A 19,923-nucleotide genomic window follows, 5' to 3' on the forward strand; every position below is an offset into this window, starting at 1 on the left:
ATTTATAGCGCGGCGTTCTTGATCGCCTGCGGGCGATTGTAAGCCCACCAGAGCATGCCCAGGCCTGCGAGGATCATTGGGATACTCAGCACCTGGCCCATGGTCAGCCAGCCGAACGCCAGGTAGCCCAGTTGCGCATCCGGCACCCGCACGAACTCGACGATAAAGCGGAAGATCCCGTAGAACAGGGCGAACATCCCGGAAACCGCCATGGTCGGGCGCGGCTTGCGCGAGAAGATATAAAGGATCAGGAACAGCGCCACGCCTTCCAGGGCGAACTGGTACAACTGCGACGGGTGGCGCGGCAGTTGCGCCGGGTCGCTGAAGGGTGGGAACACCATCGCCCACGGCACGTCGGTCGGTTTGCCCCACAATTCGGCATTGATGAAGTTACCGATACGCCCGGCACCCAGGCCAATCGGCACCATCGGCGCGACGAAGTCCATCAACTGGAAGAATGACTTGCCGTTGCGCCGGCCAAACCACCAGGCCGCGAGCATCACGCCGATAAAGCCGCCGTGGAACGCCATACCGCCCTTCCACACCTCGAAAATCAGGGTCGGGTTGGCCAGGTACGCGCTCAAGTCGTAGAACAGCACATAGCCCAGGCGGCCGCCGACGATCACCCCCATCGACATCCAGAACACCATGTCGGAGAGTTTCTCCTTGGTCCAGGTCGGGTCGAAGCGGTTCAGGCGCCGAGAAGCCAGCAGCCAGGCACCGCCGATGCCGATCAGGTACATCAACCCGTACCAGTGGATTTTCAGCGGACCGATGGCCAGGGCCACCGGGTCGATCTGCGGGTAAGGCAGCATTGCGACTCCTCGTTAAATCATTCGTTATTGCGCACGGACCATGCCGGTGGGCGATTAAGCCTGCGTTACAGCAGTTCGATCAAATGAAGAAGTTCGCCCCCACGCCAAGCAGCCTGGCATGTTAACGGATGGGAGGCATCTGGCCCAACTTCGATACGATGGATAGCCGGCGGTTCTATGGGTAGAGTGAACAAAACACAAAAGGATCGCCTTATGTGCCTGATTGTTTTCGCCTGGCGGCCGGGCCACGCCCAGCCCCTGATCGTCGCGGCCAACCGTGACGAGTTCTACGCCCGGCCCAGCCTGCCCCTGGCCCAGTGGCCGGATGCACCGCAGGTATATGCCGGCCGCGACCAGGAAGCGGGTGGCTCCTGGCTGGGGATCGGTGCCGATGGGCGGTTTGCCGCGCTGACCAATATCCGCGACCCGCACCAGCCACCGGCGCGCAAGTCCCGGGGCGAGTTGGTGGCGCGCTTTCTCAACGGTTCCCTACCGGTTGATGACTATTTAGCCGATGTTAACGGCAGATCGATTGAATATGCCGGGTTCAACCTGTTGATCGGCACGCGGGATGAGTTATGGCATTACAACGCCAATGAGTCGACGCCCACGCAACTGATGAACGGGATCTATGGGTTATCCAATGCCGGGCTGGACACGCCGTGGCCCAAACTGCTCAAGGCCAAGGCCGCGCTGGCCGAAGTGCTGGACGATCCCCATCCTGAAGCCCTGCTGGGGATTTTGAGCGACCCGCAGACCGCACCGTTTGCCGAGCTGCCGGATACCGGGGTCGGGCTCGCCACCGAGAGTTTGTTGTCGAGTGTGTTTATCGCCAGCCCCAGTTATGGAACACGGGCGAGTACCGCACTGATTGTGCATGCCGATGGAACGCGGCGGATGGTGGAACGTAGCTTCGGGCCCCATGGTGGGCGACTCGGCGAGGTAGACATCAACCTGTAGGAGCAAGCTTGCTCGCGAAAAACCTGAGCGCGACACGTTTAATCAGCGGGTACGCGTCATCGTTGACGTTTTTCGCGAGCAAGCTCGCTCCTACAGGGTTTTGGTCGCCGTCGGATTGATCATCCGCGCCAACCCCAGGCTTTTCAGGGCCAACTGCAGCGAGCTGTGGATAACTTGCGGGTTGTCGATGGTCATCAACTCCGCCAACAGCTCCTTGGCCTTGCTCAGGTTGATCTGGCGCAGCATCCACTTGACCTTCGGCAGGTTGGTGGCGTTCATCGACAGGCTGTCAAAGCCCATGGCCATCAACAGCACCGCCGCTGCCGGATCACCGGCCATTTCCCCACAGATACTCACCGGCTTGCCTTCGGCATGGGCGTCGCGCACCACGTGTTGCAGGGCTTGCAGCACTGCCGGGTGCAGGTAGTCGTAGAGGTCGGCCACCCGTGGGTTGTTACGGTCCACGGCCAGCAGGTATTGGGTCAGGTCGTTGGAGCCCACCGACAGGAAGTCCACCTGCCGCGCCAGTTCCTTGGCCTGGTACACGGCTGCCGGAATTTCGATCATTACGCCAATCGGAGGCATCGGCACATCGGCGCCTTCGTCGCGCACTTCGCCCCAGGCGCGGTGGATCAGGTGCAGGGCCTCTTCCAGTTCGTGGGTGCCGGAGATCATCGGCAGGAGGATACGCAGGTTGTTCAGGCCTTCGCTGGCCTTGAGCATGGCGCGGGTCTGGACGAGGAAGATTTCGGGGTGGTCGAGGGTAACGCGGATGCCGCGCCAGCCAAGGAAGGGGTTGTCTTCCTTGATGGGGAAATAAGACAGTGACTTGTCGCCGCCGATGTCCAGGCTGCGCATCGTCACCGGTAGCGGATGGAAGGCGGACAGTTGCTCGCGATAGATCGCCAGCTGCTCCTTCTCGCTCGGGAAACGTTGGTTGATCATGAACGGCACTTCGGTGCGGTACAGGCCCACCCCTTCAGCGCCACGTTGTTGAGCACGCGCCACGTCCGCCAGCAGGCCAGTGTTGACCAGCAGCGGTACACGGTGGCCGTCGAGGGTCACGCAGGGCAGTTCGCGCAGGGCATCGAGACCCTGGGACAGCTGGCGCTCCTCCTCTACGACTTCGGCGTACTGCTTGCGCAGCAACTCGCTGGGGTTGGTGAAGACCTCGCCCCGGTGCCCGTCGACGATCATCGAGATGCCGTCAACCTTGGAATACGGCAGGTCCACCAGGCCCATTACCGTCGGGATACCCATGGCCCGGGCCAGGATCGCCACGTGGGAGTTGCCCGAACCCAATACCGAGACCAGGCCCACCAGTTTGCCTTCCGGCACTTCGCCGAGCATGGTGGCGGTCAGTTCTTCACTGATCAGGATGGTGTTGTCGGGGTACACCAGGTTGGTGGTGCGGTCTTCCTGCAGGTAGGCCAGCAGGCGCCGGCCCAGGTCGCGCACATCCGAGGCGCGCTCGCGCAGGTAGGCGTCGTCCATCAGCTCGAAGCGGTTGACGTGATCGGTGACCACCTGGCGCAGCGCGCCCTGGGCCCACTGGCCGGTCTTGATCACGGTCTTGACTTCGTTGCCCAGGGACGCGTCGTCGAGCATCATCTGGTACACGTCGAACAGCGCCCGTTCTTCGGGGCGCAACTGGGTGGCCAGTTTGGTCGACAGGTTGCGCATGTCGGCGCGCACCCCTTCCAGGGCGGTCTTGAACAGTTTGATTTCCGCATCGATGTCGTCGATGGACTTGTCCGGCACCACATCCAGGTCAGCCGGCGGCAGCATGACCACCGCAGTACCGACCGCAGCGCCCGGTGAACCCGGCACGCCAACGAACTTGGCCTCCTGGATGCCCTTGCCCTGGCGACCAAGGCCGCGAATCGAGCCGGTGGCCTCGGCATGGGCGATAACCCCGGCCAGCTGCGCGCTCATGGTCACGAGGAAGGCTTCTTCACCTTCATCGAACTGGCGGCGTTCTTTCTGTTGGATGACCAATACGCCGACAACGCGGCGGTGGTGGATGATCGGGGCGCCGAGGAAGGAGGCGTAACGTTCTTCGCCGGTTTCGGCAAAGTAGCGATAACGCGGGTGATCGGCCGCGTTCTCAAGGTTCAGGGGTTCTTCACGCGTCCCCACCAGGCCCACCAGACCTTCATTGGGCGCCATGCTGACCTTGCCGATGGAGCGCTTGTTCAAGCCCTCCGTGGCCATCAGCACAAAACGGTTGGTCTCGGGGTCCAGCAGGTAAACCGAGCAGACCTGGCTGCCCATGGCTTCCTTGACGCGCAACACAATAATCCCCAACGCCGCCTTGAGATCCTTGGCGGAGTTAACTTCCTGGACGATCTTGCGCAGCGTATTGAGCATGGCTCGGGGTCGAACTCCGTCGTCAGTCGCGCGCTAAAAGGCGCGGGGCAAGCTCTTTGAGAGCGCGACGATAAACCTCGCGCTTGAATGTCACCACCTGGCCCAACGGATACCAATAACTGACCCAGCGCCAGCCATCGAACTCCGGTTTACCGGTCAAATCCATCCGCACCCGCTGCTCGTTGGAGATCAGGCGCAGGAGAAACCACTTTTGCTTCTGGCCGATGCACAGTGGTTGGCTGTGGGTACGCACCAGGCGTTGCGGCAAACGATAGCGCAACCAGCCTCGGGTACAGGCGAGAATTTGCACATCTTCGCGTTCCAGGCCTACTTCTTCGTTCAACTCGCGGTACAAGGCGTCTTCAGGGGTTTCGTCGGGGTTGATCCCGCCCTGGGGAAACTGCCAGGCATCTTGGTTGATACGGCGAGCCCATAGCACCTGTCCGGCATCATTCGTAAGAATAATCCCGACATTTGGACGGAAACCATCGGGGTCGATCACGGCAACAACCTCGCAAACGCATGTCGCCGCATTGTTCCACAAAGCTTGTTGCAGCGGCAACGAGGCTGCTTACCTTATGTGCACTCTTGTGAAAAGACCGTATTCTGGACGCCTTTTTACAGACTTTTCAGCGAGTAACCGCAATGCGCCTGGCTTTATTCGACTTGGACAACACCCTTTTGGGCGGCGACAGTGACCACGCCTGGGGTGATTACCTGTGTGAGCGCGGCATCCTCGATGCCGTTGCCTACAAAACCCGCAACGACGAGTTCTACCAGGATTACCTGGCCGGCAAGCTGGACAACGCCGCGTACCTGAACTTCAGCCTGGAAATCCTCGGCAACACCGAGATGGCCCAACTCGACGAATGGCACCGCGACTTCATGCGCGACTGCATCGAACCGCTGATGCTGCCCAAGGCGGCTGAACTGCTGGCCAAGCACCGCGCCGCCGGTGACACGCTGGTCATCATCACCGCCACCAACCGCTTTGTCACCGCGCCGATTGCCGCACGTTTGGGGGTTGAAACCCTGATCGCCACCGAGTGTGAGATGGCCGATGGCCGCTACACTGGGCGCAGCACGGATGTTCCGTGCTTTCGCGAGGGCAAGGTGACGCGCTTGAATCGGTGGCTGGAAGAGACCGGGTATAGCCTGGACGACAGCTATTTCTACAGCGATTCGATGAACGACCTGCCGTTGCTGGAGCAGGTGACTCACCCGGTGGCGGTGGATCCGGATGCGAATTTGCGGGCTGAGGCCCAGAAGCGTGGATGGCCGGTAATCAGCCTGCGCGGCTGATCACCCAAATCCCTGTAGGAGCGAGCTTGCTCGCGAAAAACCTGAGCGCGACACGTTTAATCAGCGGGTACGCGTTATCGTTGACGTTTTTCGCGAGCAAGCTCGCTCCTACAATGGTTTGACGAACGCTAGACCGGCTTGGCCCCCATCAACCCGGCAATCGCCACAAACCCCACCAGGCTGACAACCGCCAGGGCCAGGGTGAATTTCGCGCTGCCCGTACCGCCCAGGCGCAGGCGATTGAGGCGCACCACCAGCCAGAACCAGGCCAGCGCCGCGACGGTATAGATCACGCTGGAGCCCAGGATCCATGTCTGCCCCAATGGCCAGCCGATCAGGTGCACCAGCCACCAGCCGGTGAATGGCATGCTCACCAGGCTTACGCCCATCAACAACCACACAAACAGCCATGGCCGTTGCAATGTAATCGCCGGCCCGGCTGCGCGCTTGCGCCAGCTCAGCACCGCCAGGGCCAGGCCGCTGGCCAATAGCAGCACCGTTGCCACCATGTGGATGGTCTTGAGGGTTGTCAGATATTCCATGCTCTCGATTCCTTAAAGGCCGCCCAATCAGCGTAGTCGCTCAACCGAGGAACAGTTGATAGGCCGGGTTGTCACTTTCATCCCAATACGGGTAACCAATGGCTTCCAGCGCTGCCGGCACCAGGTGCCGCTCGTTGGCTGGCACTTGCAGCCCAGCGACCACCCGACCGTCAGCCGCGCCGTGGTTGCGATAGTGGAACATCGAGATGTTCCAGCGACCGCCCAATTTGTTAAGAAAGTTGAACAAGGCTCCCGGACGTTCCGGGAATTCGAAACGGAACACCACTTCATTGCTGACATGCGCCGCATGCCCACCGACCATATGGCGGATATGCAGCTTGGCCAGCTCGTTCTCGGTCAGGTCCAGCACCGGGAAACCCTGCTCGGTCAGGCTCGCAATCAGTGCGCTGCGCGGGTCGTTTTCCGGGTGGGTCTGCACCCCGACAAAAATGTGCGCCTCACTGCCAGAGTGGTAGCGGTAGTTGAATTCGGTGATCTGGCGCTTGCCCACGGCCTCGCAGAAGGCCTTGAAGCTGCCTGGGCGCTCGGGGATGGTCACGGCGATGATCGCTTCACGGCCTTCGCCCAACTCGGCGCGCTCGGCCACATGGCGCAGGCGGTCGAAGTTGACGTTGGCCCCGGAATCAATGGCAACAAAGGTCTGGCCGCTGACGCCACGGGTCTCCACGTACTTCTTGATCCCGGCCACGCCCAAGGCCCCTGCTGGCTCGGTGATGGAGCGGGTGTCGTCGTAGATATCCTTGATTGCCGCGCAGATTTCATCGGTGCTGACGGTGATCACTTCGTCGACATAGTCTTTGCAGATATCGAACGTGTGCTGGCCGATCTGCGCCACCGCCACGCCATCGGCAAAGATCCCCACGGCTGGCAGCACCACACGTTCGCCCGCGGCCATGGCGGCTTGCAGGCAGTTGGAGTCGTCCGGCTCGACGCCGATGATCTTGATCTCCGGGCGCAGGTACTTCACGTACGCGGCGATGCCGGCAATCAGGCCTCCACCGCCGACCGGGACGAAAATCGCATCCAGCGGCCCTGGGTGCTGGCGCAGGATCTCCATCGCCACGGTGCCCTGCCCGGCAATGGTGTGCGGATCATCGTAGGGGTGAATGTAGACGTAGCCTTTTTCGTCGACCAACTTCAGCGAATACGCCAGCGCTTCCGGGAAGGAGTCGCCATGCAGCACCACTTTGCCGCCACGGGAACGCACGCCTTCAACCTTGATTTCCGGGGTGGTCTTAGGCATCACGATCGTGGCCTTGACCCCCAGCACCTTGGCCGCCAGGGCCAGGCCCTGGGCATGGTTGCCGGCCGAGGCGGTGACCACGCCACGCGCGCGTTCTTCAGCGGTCAGTTGGGTCAGCTTGTTGTAGGCACCGCGAATCTTGAAGGAAAACACCGGCTGCAAATCTTCGCGCTTGAGCCAGACCTTGTTGCCCAGGCGCTCGGAGAGCTGGCGGGCGGTCTGCAACGGGGTTTCCACGGCAACGTCGTAAACGCGCGAGGTGAGGATCTTTTTGACGTACTGTTCGAGCATCGGAAAGCATCACTGGGCGGGTTGGGCAGGGCCGAGGAGTCTAACCCGCCTTTTGGCCGGACGACCACACGAATCCAGAGGTTTTGTTGGGTTATACTCGCGCCCCTCTTTACTCCCCGCCCGTTCCGGAGCCCGCATGACCCAGGATCAACTCAAACAGGCAGTGGCCCAGGCCGCCGTCGATTTAATCCTTCCTAAACTCGACGATAAAAGCATCGTCGGTGTTGGCACCGGCTCCACCGCCAATTGCTTTATCGACGCGCTGGCCCTGCACAAGGGCGCGTTCGACGGCGCCGTGGCCAGTTCCGAAGCCACCGCCGCGCGCCTCAAGGGCCATGGCATTCCGGTGTACGAGCTCAATACCGTGAGCGACCTGGAGTTCTACATCGACGGCGCCGATGAAAGCGACGAACACCTGAACCTGATCAAGGGCGGCGGCGCTGCCCTGACCCGCGAGAAAATCGTCGCGGCCGTGGCCAAGACCTTTATCTGCATCGCCGACGCCAGCAAACTGGTGCCGGTGCTGGGCAACTTCCCGCTGCCAGTCGAAGTGATCCCCATGGCCCGCAGCCACGTGGCCCGCGAGCTGGTAAAACTGGGCGGCGACCCGGTGTACCGCGAAGGCGTGCTGACCGACAACGGCAACATCATCCTCGATGTGTTCAACATGCAGATCACCAACCCGGTGGAGCTGGAGACCCAGATCAATGCGATCGTCGGCGTGGTCACCAACGGGTTGTTCGCCGCGCGCCCTGCGGATGTGCTGCTGCTGGGTACCAGTGAAGGCGTGAAAACCCTCAAGGCCTAAGTACACGCAGAACCCCTGTGGGAGCGGGCTTGCTCGCGAATGCGGCGTGCCAGTCACCGAACTTGCTGGCTGACACACCGCATTCGCGAGCAAGCCCGCTCCCACATTTTTGACCGCGCTCCGTTCGATGGACATGTAACAAAAACGCTACTTTTCGCAGCAGCCTCTCCCCCGCCCGCCCCAATTTGTGCGCCAAGTCACGGCATCCCCTGCCGCATCTGGTATCAAATCCGTTACAACTTATAGCCAGGCGACCCCCACTTCCAACAACGCGCCAATTCGCGACCGCCCCACGGAATGAGGCGCGCATTGTGCAATCGGTCCCGCCGAGCAACTCCCTCAACCTCTTCAAGGAAGACCTTGTGATCAAGCCCCTAGCCCTCGCTGTCAGCGTTGCCTGTGCCCTGCTGTCGACTCAATCCAATGCCTACGATTACGGCGAGCACGCCAATACCACCCTGGAAAAGCTGATCACCGACTACCCCGGCCGCTACCGAGGCACGGCCAACTTCGCCGGCGCCGCCGACTGGATGCAGAGCCAGATGGGCAGCGCCTATAACATCAGCCGCCAGGACTTCACTTGGAATAGCGGCAGCCGCGCTTCGCAAAACGTGGTGGCCTATGCCGCCGGCACCAAACCGCAATACGTGGTGATTGGCGCGCACTTCGATACCTATTTTGGCCGCCCGACCCTGCAAGGCCTGGACGACAACGGCTCCGGCGCCAGTGTGCTGACCGAAGTGGCGAAGAACCTTGGCGGCCTGCAACTGGAAAACGGCTTGCAGATCGTCGGCTTCGGCGCCGAAGAGGAAGGCCTGCGCGGCTCCCGGGCATTTGTCGATTCGCTGAGCGCCAGCCAGCGCGCCAATATGCTGGCCATGATCAACCTCGACAGCCTGATCACCGGCGACATGATGTACGCCCACGCCGGCCAGAACAGCACCGCCAACCCGGCCCTGGCATCGTTGCGCGAACACACGTTCCAGATCGCCAAGGAATTGAACATCAACCTGTTCACCAACCCCGGCCTGGACGCGCAATACCCCGCCGGCACCGGTTGCTGCAGTGATGGCGAAGCCTTCGAGGCGCTGAATATCCCGATCCTGTATATCGAAGCCACCAACTGGGAACTGGGCGACCTGGACGGCTACACCCAGACCGACAACCCAGCGATCCCCGGCGGCTCGACCTGGCACGACCCCAACGAAGACAACAAGAGCGTCCTGACCAATGCTTTCGGCCAGGAACGCATCGACCAGCGCCTGCGCGATTATTCGCGCCTGCTCAGCCGCCTGGTGCTGGAGCTGACCAATGCCGACTTGATGGCCTCCACCACCTCGGGCGGCGCGGTTGCGCGCAATATGCAGGACAACCTGCAGCGCCAGCACCAGGCCATGGTGCGTTTGCACGATCGCCGCTGGCTGACGTTGCAATCGGCCAGCCGTGAAGTGGGCACCTTCGATGGCGAGATCGGCGTGGACGGCGAGTACAACCCGGACAGTGGCTTCGACACCGCTCCCAACCCCGAAGCGCGACGCCTGGGCCTGCATGCCCTGGGCGACTATCAAGTGAGCAGCAGCTTGAACATCGGTGCCAGCCTCAGCTACCTCAACGGTCGCGACAAACTCGAGCACCGTGGCAAGCTGGAAAGCGACACCTGGCAAGCCGCAGTCTATGCCTTGTTGAACGATGGCGGCCCGACCTGGCTGGCCGGCGACCTGAGCGTGGGCCACAGCAGCTTTGACTCAAAACGTAACCTGGTGATCCAGGCCAATGGCGGCCCCGTGTTGCTTGACCAGCAACTGACTGGCGAGACAGATGCCTTGTCCCTGGGTGCCCGGGTGCTCGGCGGCTATGACTTCGACCTGGGTGCGATCAAGACCGGACCGTTTGCCGGCCTGGATTACAGCCACTCGCGTATCGACAAGTTCCACGAGAAGCAGAACCTGCGCACGGCCCTTGAATATGAAGAGCAGTCTTTCGATTCCCTGGAAGCCAGCCTCGGTTGGCGCGTGCGTGGTGCTGTGGCCCTGCCTTACGGCCTGAGCCTGATGCCCTACGGCGATATCGCCTGGGTCAAGGAACTGGCCGACGGCCGCCTGGACGACCTGGACCTGACTGCACGAGCTGATGGCCAGGTGCGCACTGCGCGCCTGGGTTCAGTAGACAAGAGTTTTGGCCGCGCACAGGTCGGCAGCCAATTGGCGATCACCCCGCAGCTTGGGGTGTACGCCGAAGTGAACGGGCGCCTGGGCCATGCCGAAGGCAGCCAGACCGGCTACTCCCTGGGCGTACAGTGGATGTTCTAATCCTTGCAGGAGCGAGCTTGCTGGCGCCTACAGTGGGTCGGCTTTTTTCTTGAACACGTAGAACAAGTTCGGCTCACTGACCAAATACAGTGTGCCATCGTCATCCATGGCGATGCCCTCGGCCTGGGGCACGCGCTTCTTCAGGCCATGGCGCCCCTTGAGCAATGACAGACTGCTCAAGGGGCGACCGTCGATATCCAATTCCAACACCAGGTACGACTCATCGGACAGCGCCAGCAAGTGGCCGCTGCGCTCATCGTATTGCAAGCTGGACAGGTCGCGCACAAACAGCCCGGCATCGCGCCGTGGGTTGTTGACGACATGGACCGAGTAGGTCTTTTCGGGTTTGAAATGGGGAAACCCATGCACTTCGTAGATCAACATCGGGTCCCGCTCCTTGGCGACAAACAGGCGCTTGCCCACCGAGTCATAGGCCAGCCCTTCAAACCCTTTATTGCCCTTGAGGTGCACACCCAGGGTCATCTGCTCGGCATCGGCCGCGTCGAGGAACTGCGTGTCGTCCTCCAGATGTATCTTGATCAAGCGCTGCTGACGTTCATCGCTGACCACATAGGTGTTCTCGCTGATGAACTCCACCGCTTCGGCATCGCCAAAGCCCACCAGGTTGATACGCCGCAGGATCTTGCCATCCAGGGACAGTTCGACCAGTTCGGCGTTTTGGTTGGTCACGGTAAACAGGCTCTTGCGCACCGGATCGAAGGTCAATGCCGAGACGTCATCGTCCAGGCCGTCAATCACCTGGGCTTCCAGCACCACGTGATAATCCGCCAGGCCAATGGATCGTTCGTCCACCGGCTGGCGCCAAGCCTGCCAGTTGAACCAGGCACGCTCGAATAAACGAAACTGCTGGGCGACCACGCCCACAGCAACCAGGGCGATCAACAACAGGATAAACAGGGCGGGTTTGGGGCGGGCAAATCGGCGCATGGGGGCTGGCTCAAAGTCAAAACTGGCAAATGAATATCACAGCCATCTGAATTTAAACTTAAACGCAGCTCAGTGTCTGGGGAATGCCGCTCATAGAGAAGAATCCGACGTATCAGTCGGCTATTTCTGCTTTTCGAAGCGGTAGAACAGATTGGGCTCGCTGACCATGTACAGCGTGCCGTTTTCATCCATGGTCACGCCTTCGGCGCGGGGGATGGTGTTTTTCAGGCCATTGAAGCCGCCAAGCACCGTCATGAAGCTGACTTGCTTGCCTTCTTCGTCCAGCTCCAGCAACAAATGGGAGTCGGCGGACAGTACCAACAGGTGGCCGGTACGCGGATCGACGCTCAGGGCCGAGAGGTTGCGAATATCCAACTCGGAGCTGGGCAGTTTCTGCTTGTTGCCAGCCAGGACCTGGCCGCCGTCGCTGTGCCAGGTGAACAACTGCGCTGGCCGTTCGATACCCAACACCAGTTGTTGATTGCGCTTGTCCCAGGTGATGGCCTCGAATGCCTTGTTCTGGTTTTCGGAGGGTCCCAGGTCGTAGCTGGGGAAGTCAGCGAAGGCCAGTTGGCGCGTGTCGGCATCGACCTTGACCAGCGTCATGTTGTGCCTGCGCTCATCGACGATGGCCAGCACGCCGTTTTCCATGACCGTCACGCCTTCCGGGTTGCTCCAGCCCACCAGGGGGATCTTGCGCAACACATCGCCCTGCAGGCTCAGCTCCACCAGGAACGGGTTGCGGCCCATGACCGCGTACAGGGTCTTGGTCCTGGGGTCGTAGGCCAGATCCGACGCTTCGTCCTTTTCCATGCCGGGCAAGGGCTTGGCGTCAATCACCGTCTGGTAATCCGGAAGCCAGACACTCTCCCGACGCTCCATGGGGCTTTCAAACCGCTCCAACACCCATAACGCGCCCCGGTCGTCCCAGTGCATCAACCAGGAAATCCCATACATGACGGCCCCGACCAGCAACAGCCAGGAGTACCAACGCATATTCAGGCGCGGGCGCGGAGCGGGTTTCACAGAAGGGAGAGGTACGGCCATGGAGGCATTCCAGATAATCGGCTGTAGGTGATAGCCCAGGCTTAGACCGCCTGCGTGCCATATGGCCGAGGATTATCCAGATGGCGTGTGAAAAAAATGCAAAGCGCCGATTTGCGCAGTACGCACAAATAATCTGTGTACGAGCTTGTGTGGGAGCCGGGCTTGCCCGCGATGCAAGCACCGTGGTGTATCAGGCACACCGCGGTGATGCTATCGCAGGCAAGCCAGCTCCCACACAAGCCGGCACCTACAGAGGGATGGGGTTAGCGTACGGAGCTTTCGAAGCGGCTCACGCCGGGCAATTCCAGCACCAGTTCATCACCCACTTCCAGCGGGCCCACGCCCACAGGCGTACCGGTCAGGATCACATCACCGGCCTGCAGCGAGAAGCAGCCGGCCATGTGCTGGATCATCGGCACGATCGGGTTGAGCATCTGCGCACTGTTGCCGTCCTGGCGCACCTGGCCATTGATGGTCAGGCGAATGCCGATATCGGTCAGGTCCGGGAAGGTGCTGCCCACCACGAACGGCGCAATGACCGCCGCACCGTCGAAGGACTTGGCAATTTCCCACGGCAGGCCCTTGGCCTTGAGCTCGGACTGCTTGTCGCGCAGGGTCAGGTCCAGGGCCGGGGCGAAGCCGGAGATGGCGTCCAGCACTTCTTCACGGCTCGGGGTTTTCGACAAGGGCTTGCCGATCAGCACCGCAATTTCCGCTTCGTAGTGCACCGACCCACGGTCGGCTGGAATGGCAAAACCGCCTTCCAATGGCACCACGCAACTGCCCGGCTTGATAAACAGCAGGGGCTCGGTCGGCACCGGGTTATCCAATTCCTTGGCGTGTTCGGCGTAGTTACGCCCGATGCAGACCACTTTGCCCAGCGGAAAGTGGATATTGGTGCCGTCGACGTACTTGTGCTGATAGCTCATGGACCGCTTCCTCTTTCGTGATGGTTAAACAGCGAAGATCTTGCCCGGGTTCATGATCCCGTTCGGGTCAAACACGGCCTTCACTGCCTTCATATATTCGATTTCAACCGGGGAGCGGCTGTAGGTCAGGTAGTCACGCTTGGTCATGCCCACGCCATGTTCGGCGGAGATCGAACCGTTGTACTTCTCGACGGTTTCAAACACCCACTTGTTGACGGTGGCGCACTTGGCGAAGAACTCGTCCTTGGACAGGTTTTCCGGCTTGAGGATGTTCAAGTGCAGGTTGCCATCGCCAATGTGGCCGAACCAGACGATTTCGAAGTCGGGGTAGTGTTCGCCGACGATCGCGTCTATTTCCTTCAAGAACGCCGGCACTTTCGACACAGTGACCGAAATGTCGTTCTTGTATGGCGTCCAGTGGGAGATGGTCTCGGAGATGTACTCGCGCAGCTTCCACAGGTTGTGCAGCTGGGTTTCGCTCTGGCTCATCACGCCATCCAGCACCCAGCCCTGCTCGACACAGTGCTCAAAGGTTTCCAGGGCGTGGTTGGCGACTTCTTCGGTGGTGGCTTCAAATTCCAGCAGGGCATAGAACGGGCAATCGGTCTCGAACGGCGCCGGCACATCGCCACGGCCGAGGACTTTGGCCAGGGCCTTGTCGGAGAAAAACTCAAAGGCCGTCAGATCCAGCTTGCTCTGGAACGCATGCAACACCGGCATGATCGAGTCGAAGTCAGTGGTGCCAAGCACCATGGCGGTGAGGTTTTTCGGCGCACGGTCCAGGCGCATGGTGGCTTCCACCACAAAGCCCAGGGTGCCTTCAGCACCGATAAACAGCTGGCGCATGTCGTAGCCGGTGGCGTTCTTGATCAGGTCGCGGTTGAGCTCCAGTACATCACCCTTGCCGGTGACGACCTTCATGCCGGCCACCCAATTGCGGGTCATGCCGTAGCGAATGACCTTGATCCCGCCGGCATTGGTGCCGATATTGCCGCCAATCTGGCTGGAACCGGACGAAGCGAAGTCCACCGGGTAATACAGGCCGTTTTCTTCGGCGACGTTCTGCAATTGCTTGGTGACCACGCCCGGCTGGCACACGGCGGTGCGGTCGGTGAGGTTCACGTCGAGGATCTGGTTCATGTAGTCGAACGACACCACCACTTCGCCATTCGCGGCAACGGCCGCCGCCGACAAGCCGGTACGCCCACCGGATGGCACCAGCGCCACCTTGTGTTCATTGGCCCAACGGACAATCGCCTGTACCTGCTCAATGGTCTTGGGGAAGACGATAGCGGTCGGCGCGGGGGCGAAATGCTTGGTCCAATCCTTGCCGTAAGCCTCCAGGGAGTCTGCATCGGTCAGCACTTTGCCGGGCTCAACCAGGGTCTTTAGCTCATCAATCAGGGCAGGATGGGTCATCGACAGAACTCTCGAACAATTCATGGTCATCCTGAGAACGCTTCACGTCGCAGGAATGAGTGTTTAGCGGGGCGCGTATGCTAGCATACCGCCCCCGCAGGACAGAGCCCAAGGGCGTTTCTGCGGTGACGGCTTTCCTGCCGTCCGGGTCAGCTTAAGCGATCCGATTCCCTGCCATTTTTCTCCGGGATACAGGTTTACGCAGATGAGCAAGACTTCTCTCGATAAGAGCAAGATCAAGTTCCTTCTTCTGGAAGGCGTCCACCCATCGGCCGTCGACGTCCTAAAGGCCGCCGGGTACACCAGCATTGAGTACATCACCAGTTCTCTGCCGGAATCCCAGCTCAAGGAAAAGATCGCCGACGCGCACTTTATCGGCATTCGCTCCCGCACCCAGCTGACCGAAGAGATCTTCGACCACGCCAAGAAGCTGGTAGCTGTCGGCTGCTTCTGCATCGGCACCAACCAGGTTGACCTCAATGCAGCGCGCGAGCGCGGTATCGCAGTGTTCAACGCCCCGTACTCCAACACCCGTTCCGTGGCGGAGCTGGTATTGGCCGAGGCCATCCTGTTGCTGCGCGGCATCCCTGAGAAGAACGCTTCCTGCCACCGTGGCGGCTGGATCAAAAGCGCGGCCAACTCCTTCGAAATCCGCGGCAAGAAGCTGGGTATCGTCGGTTACGGTTCGATCGGCACGCAATTGTCGGTACTGGCCGAAGGCCTGGGCATGCAGGTGTTCTTCTATGACACCCTGACCAAGCTGCCATTGGGCAACGCCACCCAGGTGTCGAGCCTGACCGAACTGCTGGGCATGTCCGATATCGTGACCCTGCACGTGCCGGAAACCGCTGAGACCCAGTGGATGATCGGCGAAAAGGAAATCCGCGCCATCAAGAAGGGCGGGATCCTGATCAACGCCGCTCGCGGCACCGTGGTCGAGCTGGATGCCCTGGCCGACGCGATCAAGGACAAGCACCTGATCGGCGCCGCCATCGACGTGTTCCCGGTGGAGCCACGCTCCAACGACGACATTTTCGAAAGCCCGCTGCGTGGCCTGGACAACGTGATCCTGACCCCGCACATCGGCGGTTCCACCGCTGAAGCCCAGGCCAACATCGGTCTGGAAGTAGCGGAAAAGCTGGTCAAGTACAGCGACAACGGTACGTCGGTGTCCTCGGTCAACTTCCCGGAAGTGGCCCTGCCGGCTCACCCTGGTAAGCACCGCCTGCTGCACATCCACCAGAACATCCCGGGTGTGATGATGGAGATCAACAAGGTCTTCGCGGAAAACGGCATCAACATCTCCGGTCAGTTCCTGCAGACCAACGAGAAGGTTGGCTACGTGGTAATCGACGTCGACGCCGAGTACTCGGACCTGGCGCAAGAGAAGCTGCAGCACATCAGCGGTACTATCCGTAGCCGCGTGTTGTTCTAAGGTTTCAGACGCACCACGAAGAAGGGAGCCCTGAGGGCTCCCTTTTTTTCGTCTGAACAAATCTTACTTGACGGTAACGGTGATCACTTTTGAAGCTACAGTAGGTTCAAACTGACGGTGAACGTTATCGCCCGCCACCAGTTGCAGGGTGTGCTTGCCTGGGGCCAGGGTCAGTTCAGTCTTGGTCTGCGCCTTGCCGAAATGGATCACGGTATCGGTGGCGGGAATCGGCTGGCTTGGGTCGGGCAACTCCTTCTGATCAACCAGCAAGTGGTGATGGCCGGCACCCGGGACTTGTTTGTCGATAGGTTCCAGGTCCATGCCCTTGATGCCAAACTCAACGGTGAAGGTCTTGTCGACGGTAGCGCCATCCTTAGGCGAGACAATAAACACTTCAGCACCCTTGAGCGCAGGTGTACGTGGGACATCGGCGGCTGACGCCAGCATGGAAGCCCCCAGCAGCAGGCTGGCCAGGGTTGCACGAGACAAAATGGCTTTCATTAACTTCTCCAGTTTTTCTGTGAAATCTGTAGGGTTATGACAACTTAGTGACGAAACGTTGTCCAAGGCACTCGACACCATAGCAAAGCGAGCCTGAACCGCGTCTCGCACCTTCGAATTCTTTAGGAGTGACCATGCGTTTTTTGCCTGGCCTGTTACTTGTGCTGCCTTTTTTGAGCCCCTTGGCTCACGCCGAACTGTTTGACGACGTGTTTGACCGTGGGGAACTGCGCATTGCCCTGGAGGCCGACACGCCGCCCTTCAACTTCAAGGAAGGCGACAAACTCACCGGTTTTGAAGTGGAACTGGGTGAGTTGCTGGCTCGGGAAATGGACGTACGCGCCTCCTTTATCACCACCGACGAAGCAGACTTGCTGCCCGGCGTGGAAAGCGGCAAGTACGACGTGGCGATCAACCACATCGCTGTGACTGCGCAATTGCGCGATCGTTTCGATTTCAGCGCACCGTATAGCTATGCCAATGCCCAGATGCTTGCCAACAAGCAGCAAAAACCCCTGTTGAGCGGCCTGAATACCCTCACCAGCAGTCAATTTGCCGCCAAGCCCACCGAGGGCGTGGATCTGCGCAGCCGTGTCGATGCCAAGGCCACGTTGACCCTGGCCATCCCCTTCCAGAAGGGCAACCCGGCGTTCAAATCGAGCCTGGACATGGCGTTGGAGCGGATCAAGGCCGATGGGCGGCTGACGGCGCTGTCGGAGAAGTGGTTCGAGGCTGACACCAGCAAACCTGCCAAATAACCAATGTGGGGCCAGGTTTGTGTGGGAGCGGGCTTGTGTGGGAGCGGGCTTGCCCGCGATTGCGGTGGGTCAGCCAAAAAATCTGTCACTGATATAGCGCCATCGCGGGCAAGCCCGCTCCCACACAAGCCCACCCTCACATGGGATTTAGGCGGGGTTTGAGAGCAGGGCCGCAGCCGCCTCGGCCAACTCCAACTCGCTGAACACCTGCACCCCATGGCGCTTGAGCAACGCTGCCGTCACCCCTTCGCCCGTGACTTTCACCCCACTGAACGTGCCGTCATAAGTCAGCAGGTTGCCGCATGACGGGCTGTTGGCCTTGAGCACCGCGATACGGATGCCGTGGCGCTGCACCAGAGCCAGGGCCTGGCGCGCCCCATCCAGGAAGGCTTCGCTGAAGTCCTGGCCATCGGCGGTCAACACTTGGGCGCGGCCTTCCCACACATCCATCCCCTGCCCGCCCGGAATCTCGGCGGATGGGCGTGGCGTAGGCAGGCCGCCAGCGACCTCTGGGCACACCGCAACCACCCGCCCTTCGGCCTGCCAGGCGGCCAGTTGGTCGAACGGCCCGCTGGCCCCACCGTCATAACGCACGCGATGCCCCAGCAGGCAGCGGCTGACCAGAATCTTTTGCATGCTCAAAACGGCTCGTTGCCCCGCCGGCGAAACCAGCCCGTCAGGGACAGGCGCTCGCGGTGGGCGGGCAGGACTTCATGGGGCACTTCCCCCGACAGGAACACCACCAGGCAACCGCCGGTGGGGTCCACATCGTGTTCAATGCCATCCTTGAGGTACATGCGCAACTGGCCGCCGTGCTCGGGCAGCCAGTCCTGGTTCAGGTAGACCACCGCCGAGACCATGCGCCGGTCATCATCGCGAAAACGGTCAAGGTGCTTGAGGTAGAACGCTCCCGGCGGGTACATGGCGAAGTGGCATTCAAACTCTTCCAGCCCCAGGAACAGCCCCCGGTTCATCGCCAGCCGCAGGCTGTCCATCAACACCAGGTAGCGGTCGCAGATAGCCGCCTGGCCGGGCTCCAGCCATTGGATATGGTCGCCACGAATCCCCTCGCGAATCTCCTGGGCCGGTCCGCGTCCGACAGCGGCCGGTGCCAATTCACCTTCAGCGGCACGTTTATGGCACTCAGCCGCCAGTTCCAGGGTCAGAGCCTCTGGCAGGAAGATGTTCTGCTGCGACCAGCCTTTCACGGCCAGGTCGTCGACGATGCGTAGCAGCAGCGGGTCATCAGGGGATATTTGCATGGCGCGCATAGTATCCATACGCCTGACAAACCGACAGCGCCGCCTAGCGCCTAAATACACTTTAGTCAGGCGATTGATAGGACTTCTCGACAAATCCTACGCCCGACACGGACAATAGTGGCCGACTGACAGGAGTCCCTATGCGTCGTTTGTTTTTATCCTTGCTGATGTTCTGCGTGTTGCCCGCCTGGGCAGACAGCCATGACCAGTTGTACGCGGTCGCCGGCTGGCCGGAACAACGTGCGCATTTTAATGACGCCTTGAGTGCCGCCCAGCAGCGCTACCGCAACAGCTTGCCGCCGGCGGTGTACCAGGCGCTGGTGGACAACAGCAATAAACGCTTCGCCCCCAAGGCCATGGATCAGCGCGCCGAAGCCCAGTTGCGCCAGAACCTGGCCGATCCAAAACCCGCGCTGGCGTTTTTCCAGTCGCCGCTGGGGCGCAAGATTGTCGCCGCCGAGTTGCTGGCGACCCGCCGCGACCAATTGGCCAAGAACGCCCAGGGCTTGCCGCAGATCCAGGCCGACGCCACCCGTAGCCTGATCATCGGCCACCTGGCCCAGGCGTTGCCCGCCCGCGAAGCCGGGGCCGAGGTCAGCCTGGCGATTGCCGGCGTGGCAGCAGACAGCCTGAGCCAGATGATCCCCGGCCTGTTGGGCGGCGGTCAGGCGCAAGGCATGCTCAACGGCCAGCGCGAGCGGTTGATGCAGCAGATCGGCAATGACCTGAACAACACCTTGCTGTACGTGTATCGGGACCTGTCAGACCCGGAGCTGGAAGAGTTCGCCACGTTTGCCGAATCGCCGGAAGGCAAGGCGTATTACCAAGCGGCGCTGGCAGCGATCCGCGCCGGCCTGGCGGTCGGCCAAAGCACCTCCAGCCTGGCCCCCTGACGCCCCTCCCCCCTGTAGGAGCGAGCTTGCTCGCGAAGAACGTCAACGATAACGCGTGCTGCCTGGTTAG

General features: G+C 60.9%; 19 protein-coding genes. 7 read left to right on the plus strand and 12 right to left on the minus strand.

Annotation, left to right across the window (positions count from 1 at the left end):
• Nucleotides 1-2: 2 nt before the first annotated feature.
• On the minus strand, nucleotides 3-815 hold the full coding sequence (gene lgt / locus BHC62_RS00705) for a prolipoprotein diacylglyceryl transferase (RefSeq protein ID WP_070993991.1): 813 nt from the start codon (nucleotides 813-815) through the stop codon (nucleotides 3-5).
• 213 nt (nucleotides 816-1,028) lie between these two features.
• Between lgt and BHC62_RS00710 the strand changes: the two genes are divergently transcribed.
• Nucleotides 1,029-1,775, plus strand: a complete 747-nt coding sequence (locus BHC62_RS00710; protein ID WP_070993992.1) for an NRDE family protein — start codon at nucleotides 1,029-1,031, stop codon at nucleotides 1,773-1,775.
• Between the two features lie 90 nt (nucleotides 1,776-1,865).
• Here the strand turns inward: BHC62_RS00710 and ptsP are convergent, their stop codons facing one another.
• Together ptsP and BHC62_RS00720 are read right to left on the minus strand one after the other, a co-directional pair.
• Nucleotides 1,866-4,145, minus strand: coding sequence for a phosphoenolpyruvate--protein phosphotransferase (gene ptsP, locus BHC62_RS00715; protein WP_029289388.1), 2,280 nt, complete (start codon nucleotides 4,143-4,145; stop codon nucleotides 1,866-1,868).
• Between the two features lie 22 nt (nucleotides 4,146-4,167).
• Nucleotides 4,168-4,647 carry an RNA pyrophosphohydrolase gene (locus BHC62_RS00720; RefSeq protein ID WP_003176750.1) on the minus strand — a complete coding sequence of 160 codons (480 nt, stop codon included), beginning with the start codon at nucleotides 4,645-4,647 and terminating at the stop codon, nucleotides 4,168-4,170.
• A gap of 143 nt (nucleotides 4,648-4,790) precedes the next feature.
• On the opposite strand from BHC62_RS00720, the gene BHC62_RS00725 reads away from it, so the two are divergent.
• Nucleotides 4,791-5,447, plus strand: a complete 657-nt coding sequence (locus BHC62_RS00725; protein ID WP_070993993.1) for an HAD family phosphatase — start codon at nucleotides 4,791-4,793, stop codon at nucleotides 5,445-5,447.
• A gap of 128 nt (nucleotides 5,448-5,575) precedes the next feature.
• Here BHC62_RS00725 and BHC62_RS00730 read toward each other — a convergent pair whose 3' ends face one another.
• Nucleotides 5,576-5,989, minus strand: a complete 414-nt coding sequence (locus BHC62_RS00730; RefSeq protein WP_070993994.1) for a DUF2269 family protein — start codon at nucleotides 5,987-5,989, stop codon at nucleotides 5,576-5,578.
• A 40-nt stretch (nucleotides 5,990-6,029) separates the two neighbouring features.
• Complete coding sequence (gene ilvA, locus BHC62_RS00735) at nucleotides 6,030-7,544, minus strand: threonine ammonia-lyase, biosynthetic (protein ID WP_029289404.1); 1,515 nt, start codon at nucleotides 7,542-7,544, stop codon at nucleotides 6,030-6,032.
• 136 nt (nucleotides 7,545-7,680) lie between these two features.
• On the opposite strand from ilvA, the gene rpiA reads away from it, so the two are divergent.
• Nucleotides 7,681-8,352, plus strand: coding sequence for a ribose-5-phosphate isomerase RpiA (rpiA, locus tag BHC62_RS00740; protein ID WP_029289406.1), 672 nt, complete (start codon nucleotides 7,681-7,683; stop codon nucleotides 8,350-8,352).
• A gap of 362 nt (nucleotides 8,353-8,714) precedes the next feature.
• Nucleotides 8,715-10,661: an autotransporter domain-containing protein gene (locus BHC62_RS00745; RefSeq protein ID WP_029289409.1), complete on the plus strand. Its 1,947-nt coding sequence runs from the start codon at nucleotides 8,715-8,717 to the stop codon at nucleotides 10,659-10,661.
• A gap of 27 nt (nucleotides 10,662-10,688) precedes the next feature.
• On the opposite strand, the gene BHC62_RS00750 is transcribed toward BHC62_RS00745, so the two are convergent.
• The 4 genes from BHC62_RS00750 to BHC62_RS00765 all read right to left on the minus strand — a co-directional run bounded on the left by BHC62_RS00750 (nucleotide 10,689) and on the right by BHC62_RS00765 (nucleotide 15,004).
• The gene (locus BHC62_RS00750) at nucleotides 10,689-11,609 is read right to left on the minus strand and encodes an SdiA-regulated domain-containing protein (RefSeq protein ID WP_070993995.1); all 921 of its coding nucleotides are present in this window, start codon (nucleotides 11,607-11,609) and stop codon (nucleotides 10,689-10,691) included.
• A 120-nt stretch (nucleotides 11,610-11,729) separates the two neighbouring features.
• Entirely contained in the window at nucleotides 11,730-12,656 is a 927-nt protein-coding gene (locus BHC62_RS00755) for an SdiA-regulated domain-containing protein (protein WP_070993996.1), read from the minus strand.
• Between the two features lie 263 nt (nucleotides 12,657-12,919).
• The gene (locus tag BHC62_RS00760; protein WP_029289416.1) at nucleotides 12,920-13,585 is read right to left on the minus strand and encodes a fumarylacetoacetate hydrolase family protein; all 666 of its coding nucleotides are present in this window, start codon (nucleotides 13,583-13,585) and stop codon (nucleotides 12,920-12,922) included.
• Nucleotides 13,586-13,609: 24 nt separating this feature from the next.
• Entirely contained in the window at nucleotides 13,610-15,004 is a 1,395-nt protein-coding gene (locus BHC62_RS00765; RefSeq protein WP_029289417.1) for an FAD-binding oxidoreductase, read from the minus strand.
• A 205-nt stretch (nucleotides 15,005-15,209) separates the two neighbouring features.
• Here BHC62_RS00765 and serA point away from each other — a divergent pair, with 205 nt between their 5' ends.
• Nucleotides 15,210-16,439 carry a phosphoglycerate dehydrogenase gene (gene serA / locus BHC62_RS00770; protein WP_029289418.1) on the plus strand — a complete coding sequence of 410 codons (1,230 nt, stop codon included), beginning with the start codon at nucleotides 15,210-15,212 and terminating at the stop codon, nucleotides 16,437-16,439.
• Nucleotides 16,440-16,502: 63 nt separating this feature from the next.
• Here serA and BHC62_RS00775 read toward each other — a convergent pair whose 3' ends face one another.
• Nucleotides 16,503-16,940: a DUF4399 domain-containing protein gene (locus tag BHC62_RS00775; RefSeq protein ID WP_070993997.1), complete on the minus strand. Its 438-nt coding sequence runs from the start codon at nucleotides 16,938-16,940 to the stop codon at nucleotides 16,503-16,505.
• A 134-nt stretch (nucleotides 16,941-17,074) separates the two neighbouring features.
• Between BHC62_RS00775 and BHC62_RS00780 the strand changes: the two genes are divergently transcribed.
• Nucleotides 17,075-17,698 (plus strand): transporter substrate-binding domain-containing protein, encoded by a 624-nt coding sequence (locus BHC62_RS00780; protein WP_029289421.1) that lies wholly within the window; start codon nucleotides 17,075-17,077, stop codon nucleotides 17,696-17,698.
• A 147-nt stretch (nucleotides 17,699-17,845) separates the two neighbouring features.
• On the opposite strand, the gene BHC62_RS00785 is transcribed toward BHC62_RS00780, so the two are convergent.
• Nucleotides 17,846-18,334 (minus strand): DUF523 domain-containing protein, encoded by a 489-nt coding sequence (locus BHC62_RS00785; protein ID WP_029289423.1) that lies wholly within the window; start codon nucleotides 18,332-18,334, stop codon nucleotides 17,846-17,848.
• Nucleotides 18,335-18,336: 2 nt separating this feature from the next.
• On the minus strand, nucleotides 18,337-18,969 hold the full coding sequence (locus BHC62_RS00790) for a 2OG-Fe(II) oxygenase (protein ID WP_070993998.1): 633 nt from the start codon (nucleotides 18,967-18,969) through the stop codon (nucleotides 18,337-18,339).
• A gap of 131 nt (nucleotides 18,970-19,100) precedes the next feature.
• Between BHC62_RS00790 and BHC62_RS00795 the strand changes: the two genes are divergently transcribed.
• Nucleotides 19,101-19,853, plus strand: a complete 753-nt coding sequence (locus tag BHC62_RS00795; RefSeq protein ID WP_029289427.1) for a DUF2059 domain-containing protein — start codon at nucleotides 19,101-19,103, stop codon at nucleotides 19,851-19,853.
• The last annotated feature ends 70 nt before the right edge of the window (nucleotides 19,854-19,923 follow it).

Origin of the sequence: Pseudomonas sp. 06C 126, assembly GCF_001855215.1 — a bacterium.
GTDB lineage: Bacteria > Pseudomonadota > Gammaproteobacteria > Pseudomonadales > Pseudomonadaceae > Aquipseudomonas > Aquipseudomonas proteolytica.

What these genes read in the sequence shown, in the direction of transcription:
- ptsP (WP_029289388.1), bottom strand. Translation starts at nt 4,145, where the DNA reads ATGCTCAATACGCTGCGCAAGATCGTCCAGGAAGTTAACTCCGCCAAG.
- BHC62_RS00760 (WP_029289416.1), bottom strand. Translation starts at nt 13,585, where the DNA reads ATGAGCTATCAGCACAAGTACGTCGACGGCACCAATATCCACTTTCCG.
- serA (WP_029289418.1), top strand. Translation starts at nt 15,210, where the DNA reads ATGAGCAAGACTTCTCTCGATAAGAGCAAGATCAAGTTCCTTCTTCTG.
- lgt (WP_070993991.1), bottom strand. Translation starts at nt 815, where the DNA reads ATGCTGCCTTACCCGCAGATCGACCCGGTGGCCCTGGCCATCGGTCCG.
- BHC62_RS00785 (WP_029289423.1), bottom strand. Translation starts at nt 18,334, where the DNA reads ATGCAAAAGATTCTGGTCAGCCGCTGCCTGCTGGGGCATCGCGTGCGT.
- BHC62_RS00780 (WP_029289421.1), top strand. Translation starts at nt 17,075, where the DNA reads ATGCGTTTTTTGCCTGGCCTGTTACTTGTGCTGCCTTTTTTGAGCCCC.
- BHC62_RS00765 (WP_029289417.1), bottom strand. Translation starts at nt 15,004, where the DNA reads ATGACCCATCCTGCCCTGATTGATGAGCTAAAGACCCTGGTTGAGCCC.
- BHC62_RS00775 (WP_070993997.1), bottom strand. Translation starts at nt 16,940, where the DNA reads ATGAAAGCCATTTTGTCTCGTGCAACCCTGGCCAGCCTGCTGCTGGGG.
- ilvA (WP_029289404.1), bottom strand. Translation starts at nt 7,544, where the DNA reads ATGCTCGAACAGTACGTCAAAAAGATCCTCACCTCGCGCGTTTACGAC.
- BHC62_RS00790 (WP_070993998.1), bottom strand. Translation starts at nt 18,969, where the DNA reads ATGCGCGCCATGCAAATATCCCCTGATGACCCGCTGCTGCTACGCATC.
- BHC62_RS00755 (WP_070993996.1), bottom strand. Translation starts at nt 12,656, where the DNA reads ATGGCCGTACCTCTCCCTTCTGTGAAACCCGCTCCGCGCCCGCGCCTG.
- BHC62_RS00725 (WP_070993993.1), top strand. Translation starts at nt 4,791, where the DNA reads ATGCGCCTGGCTTTATTCGACTTGGACAACACCCTTTTGGGCGGCGAC.
- BHC62_RS00795 (WP_029289427.1), top strand. Translation starts at nt 19,101, where the DNA reads ATGCGTCGTTTGTTTTTATCCTTGCTGATGTTCTGCGTGTTGCCCGCC.
- BHC62_RS00730 (WP_070993994.1), bottom strand. Translation starts at nt 5,989, where the DNA reads ATGGAATATCTGACAACCCTCAAGACCATCCACATGGTGGCAACGGTG.
- BHC62_RS00710 (WP_070993992.1), top strand. Translation starts at nt 1,029, where the DNA reads ATGTGCCTGATTGTTTTCGCCTGGCGGCCGGGCCACGCCCAGCCCCTG.
- BHC62_RS00750 (WP_070993995.1), bottom strand. Translation starts at nt 11,609, where the DNA reads ATGCGCCGATTTGCCCGCCCCAAACCCGCCCTGTTTATCCTGTTGTTG.
- rpiA (WP_029289406.1), top strand. Translation starts at nt 7,681, where the DNA reads ATGACCCAGGATCAACTCAAACAGGCAGTGGCCCAGGCCGCCGTCGAT.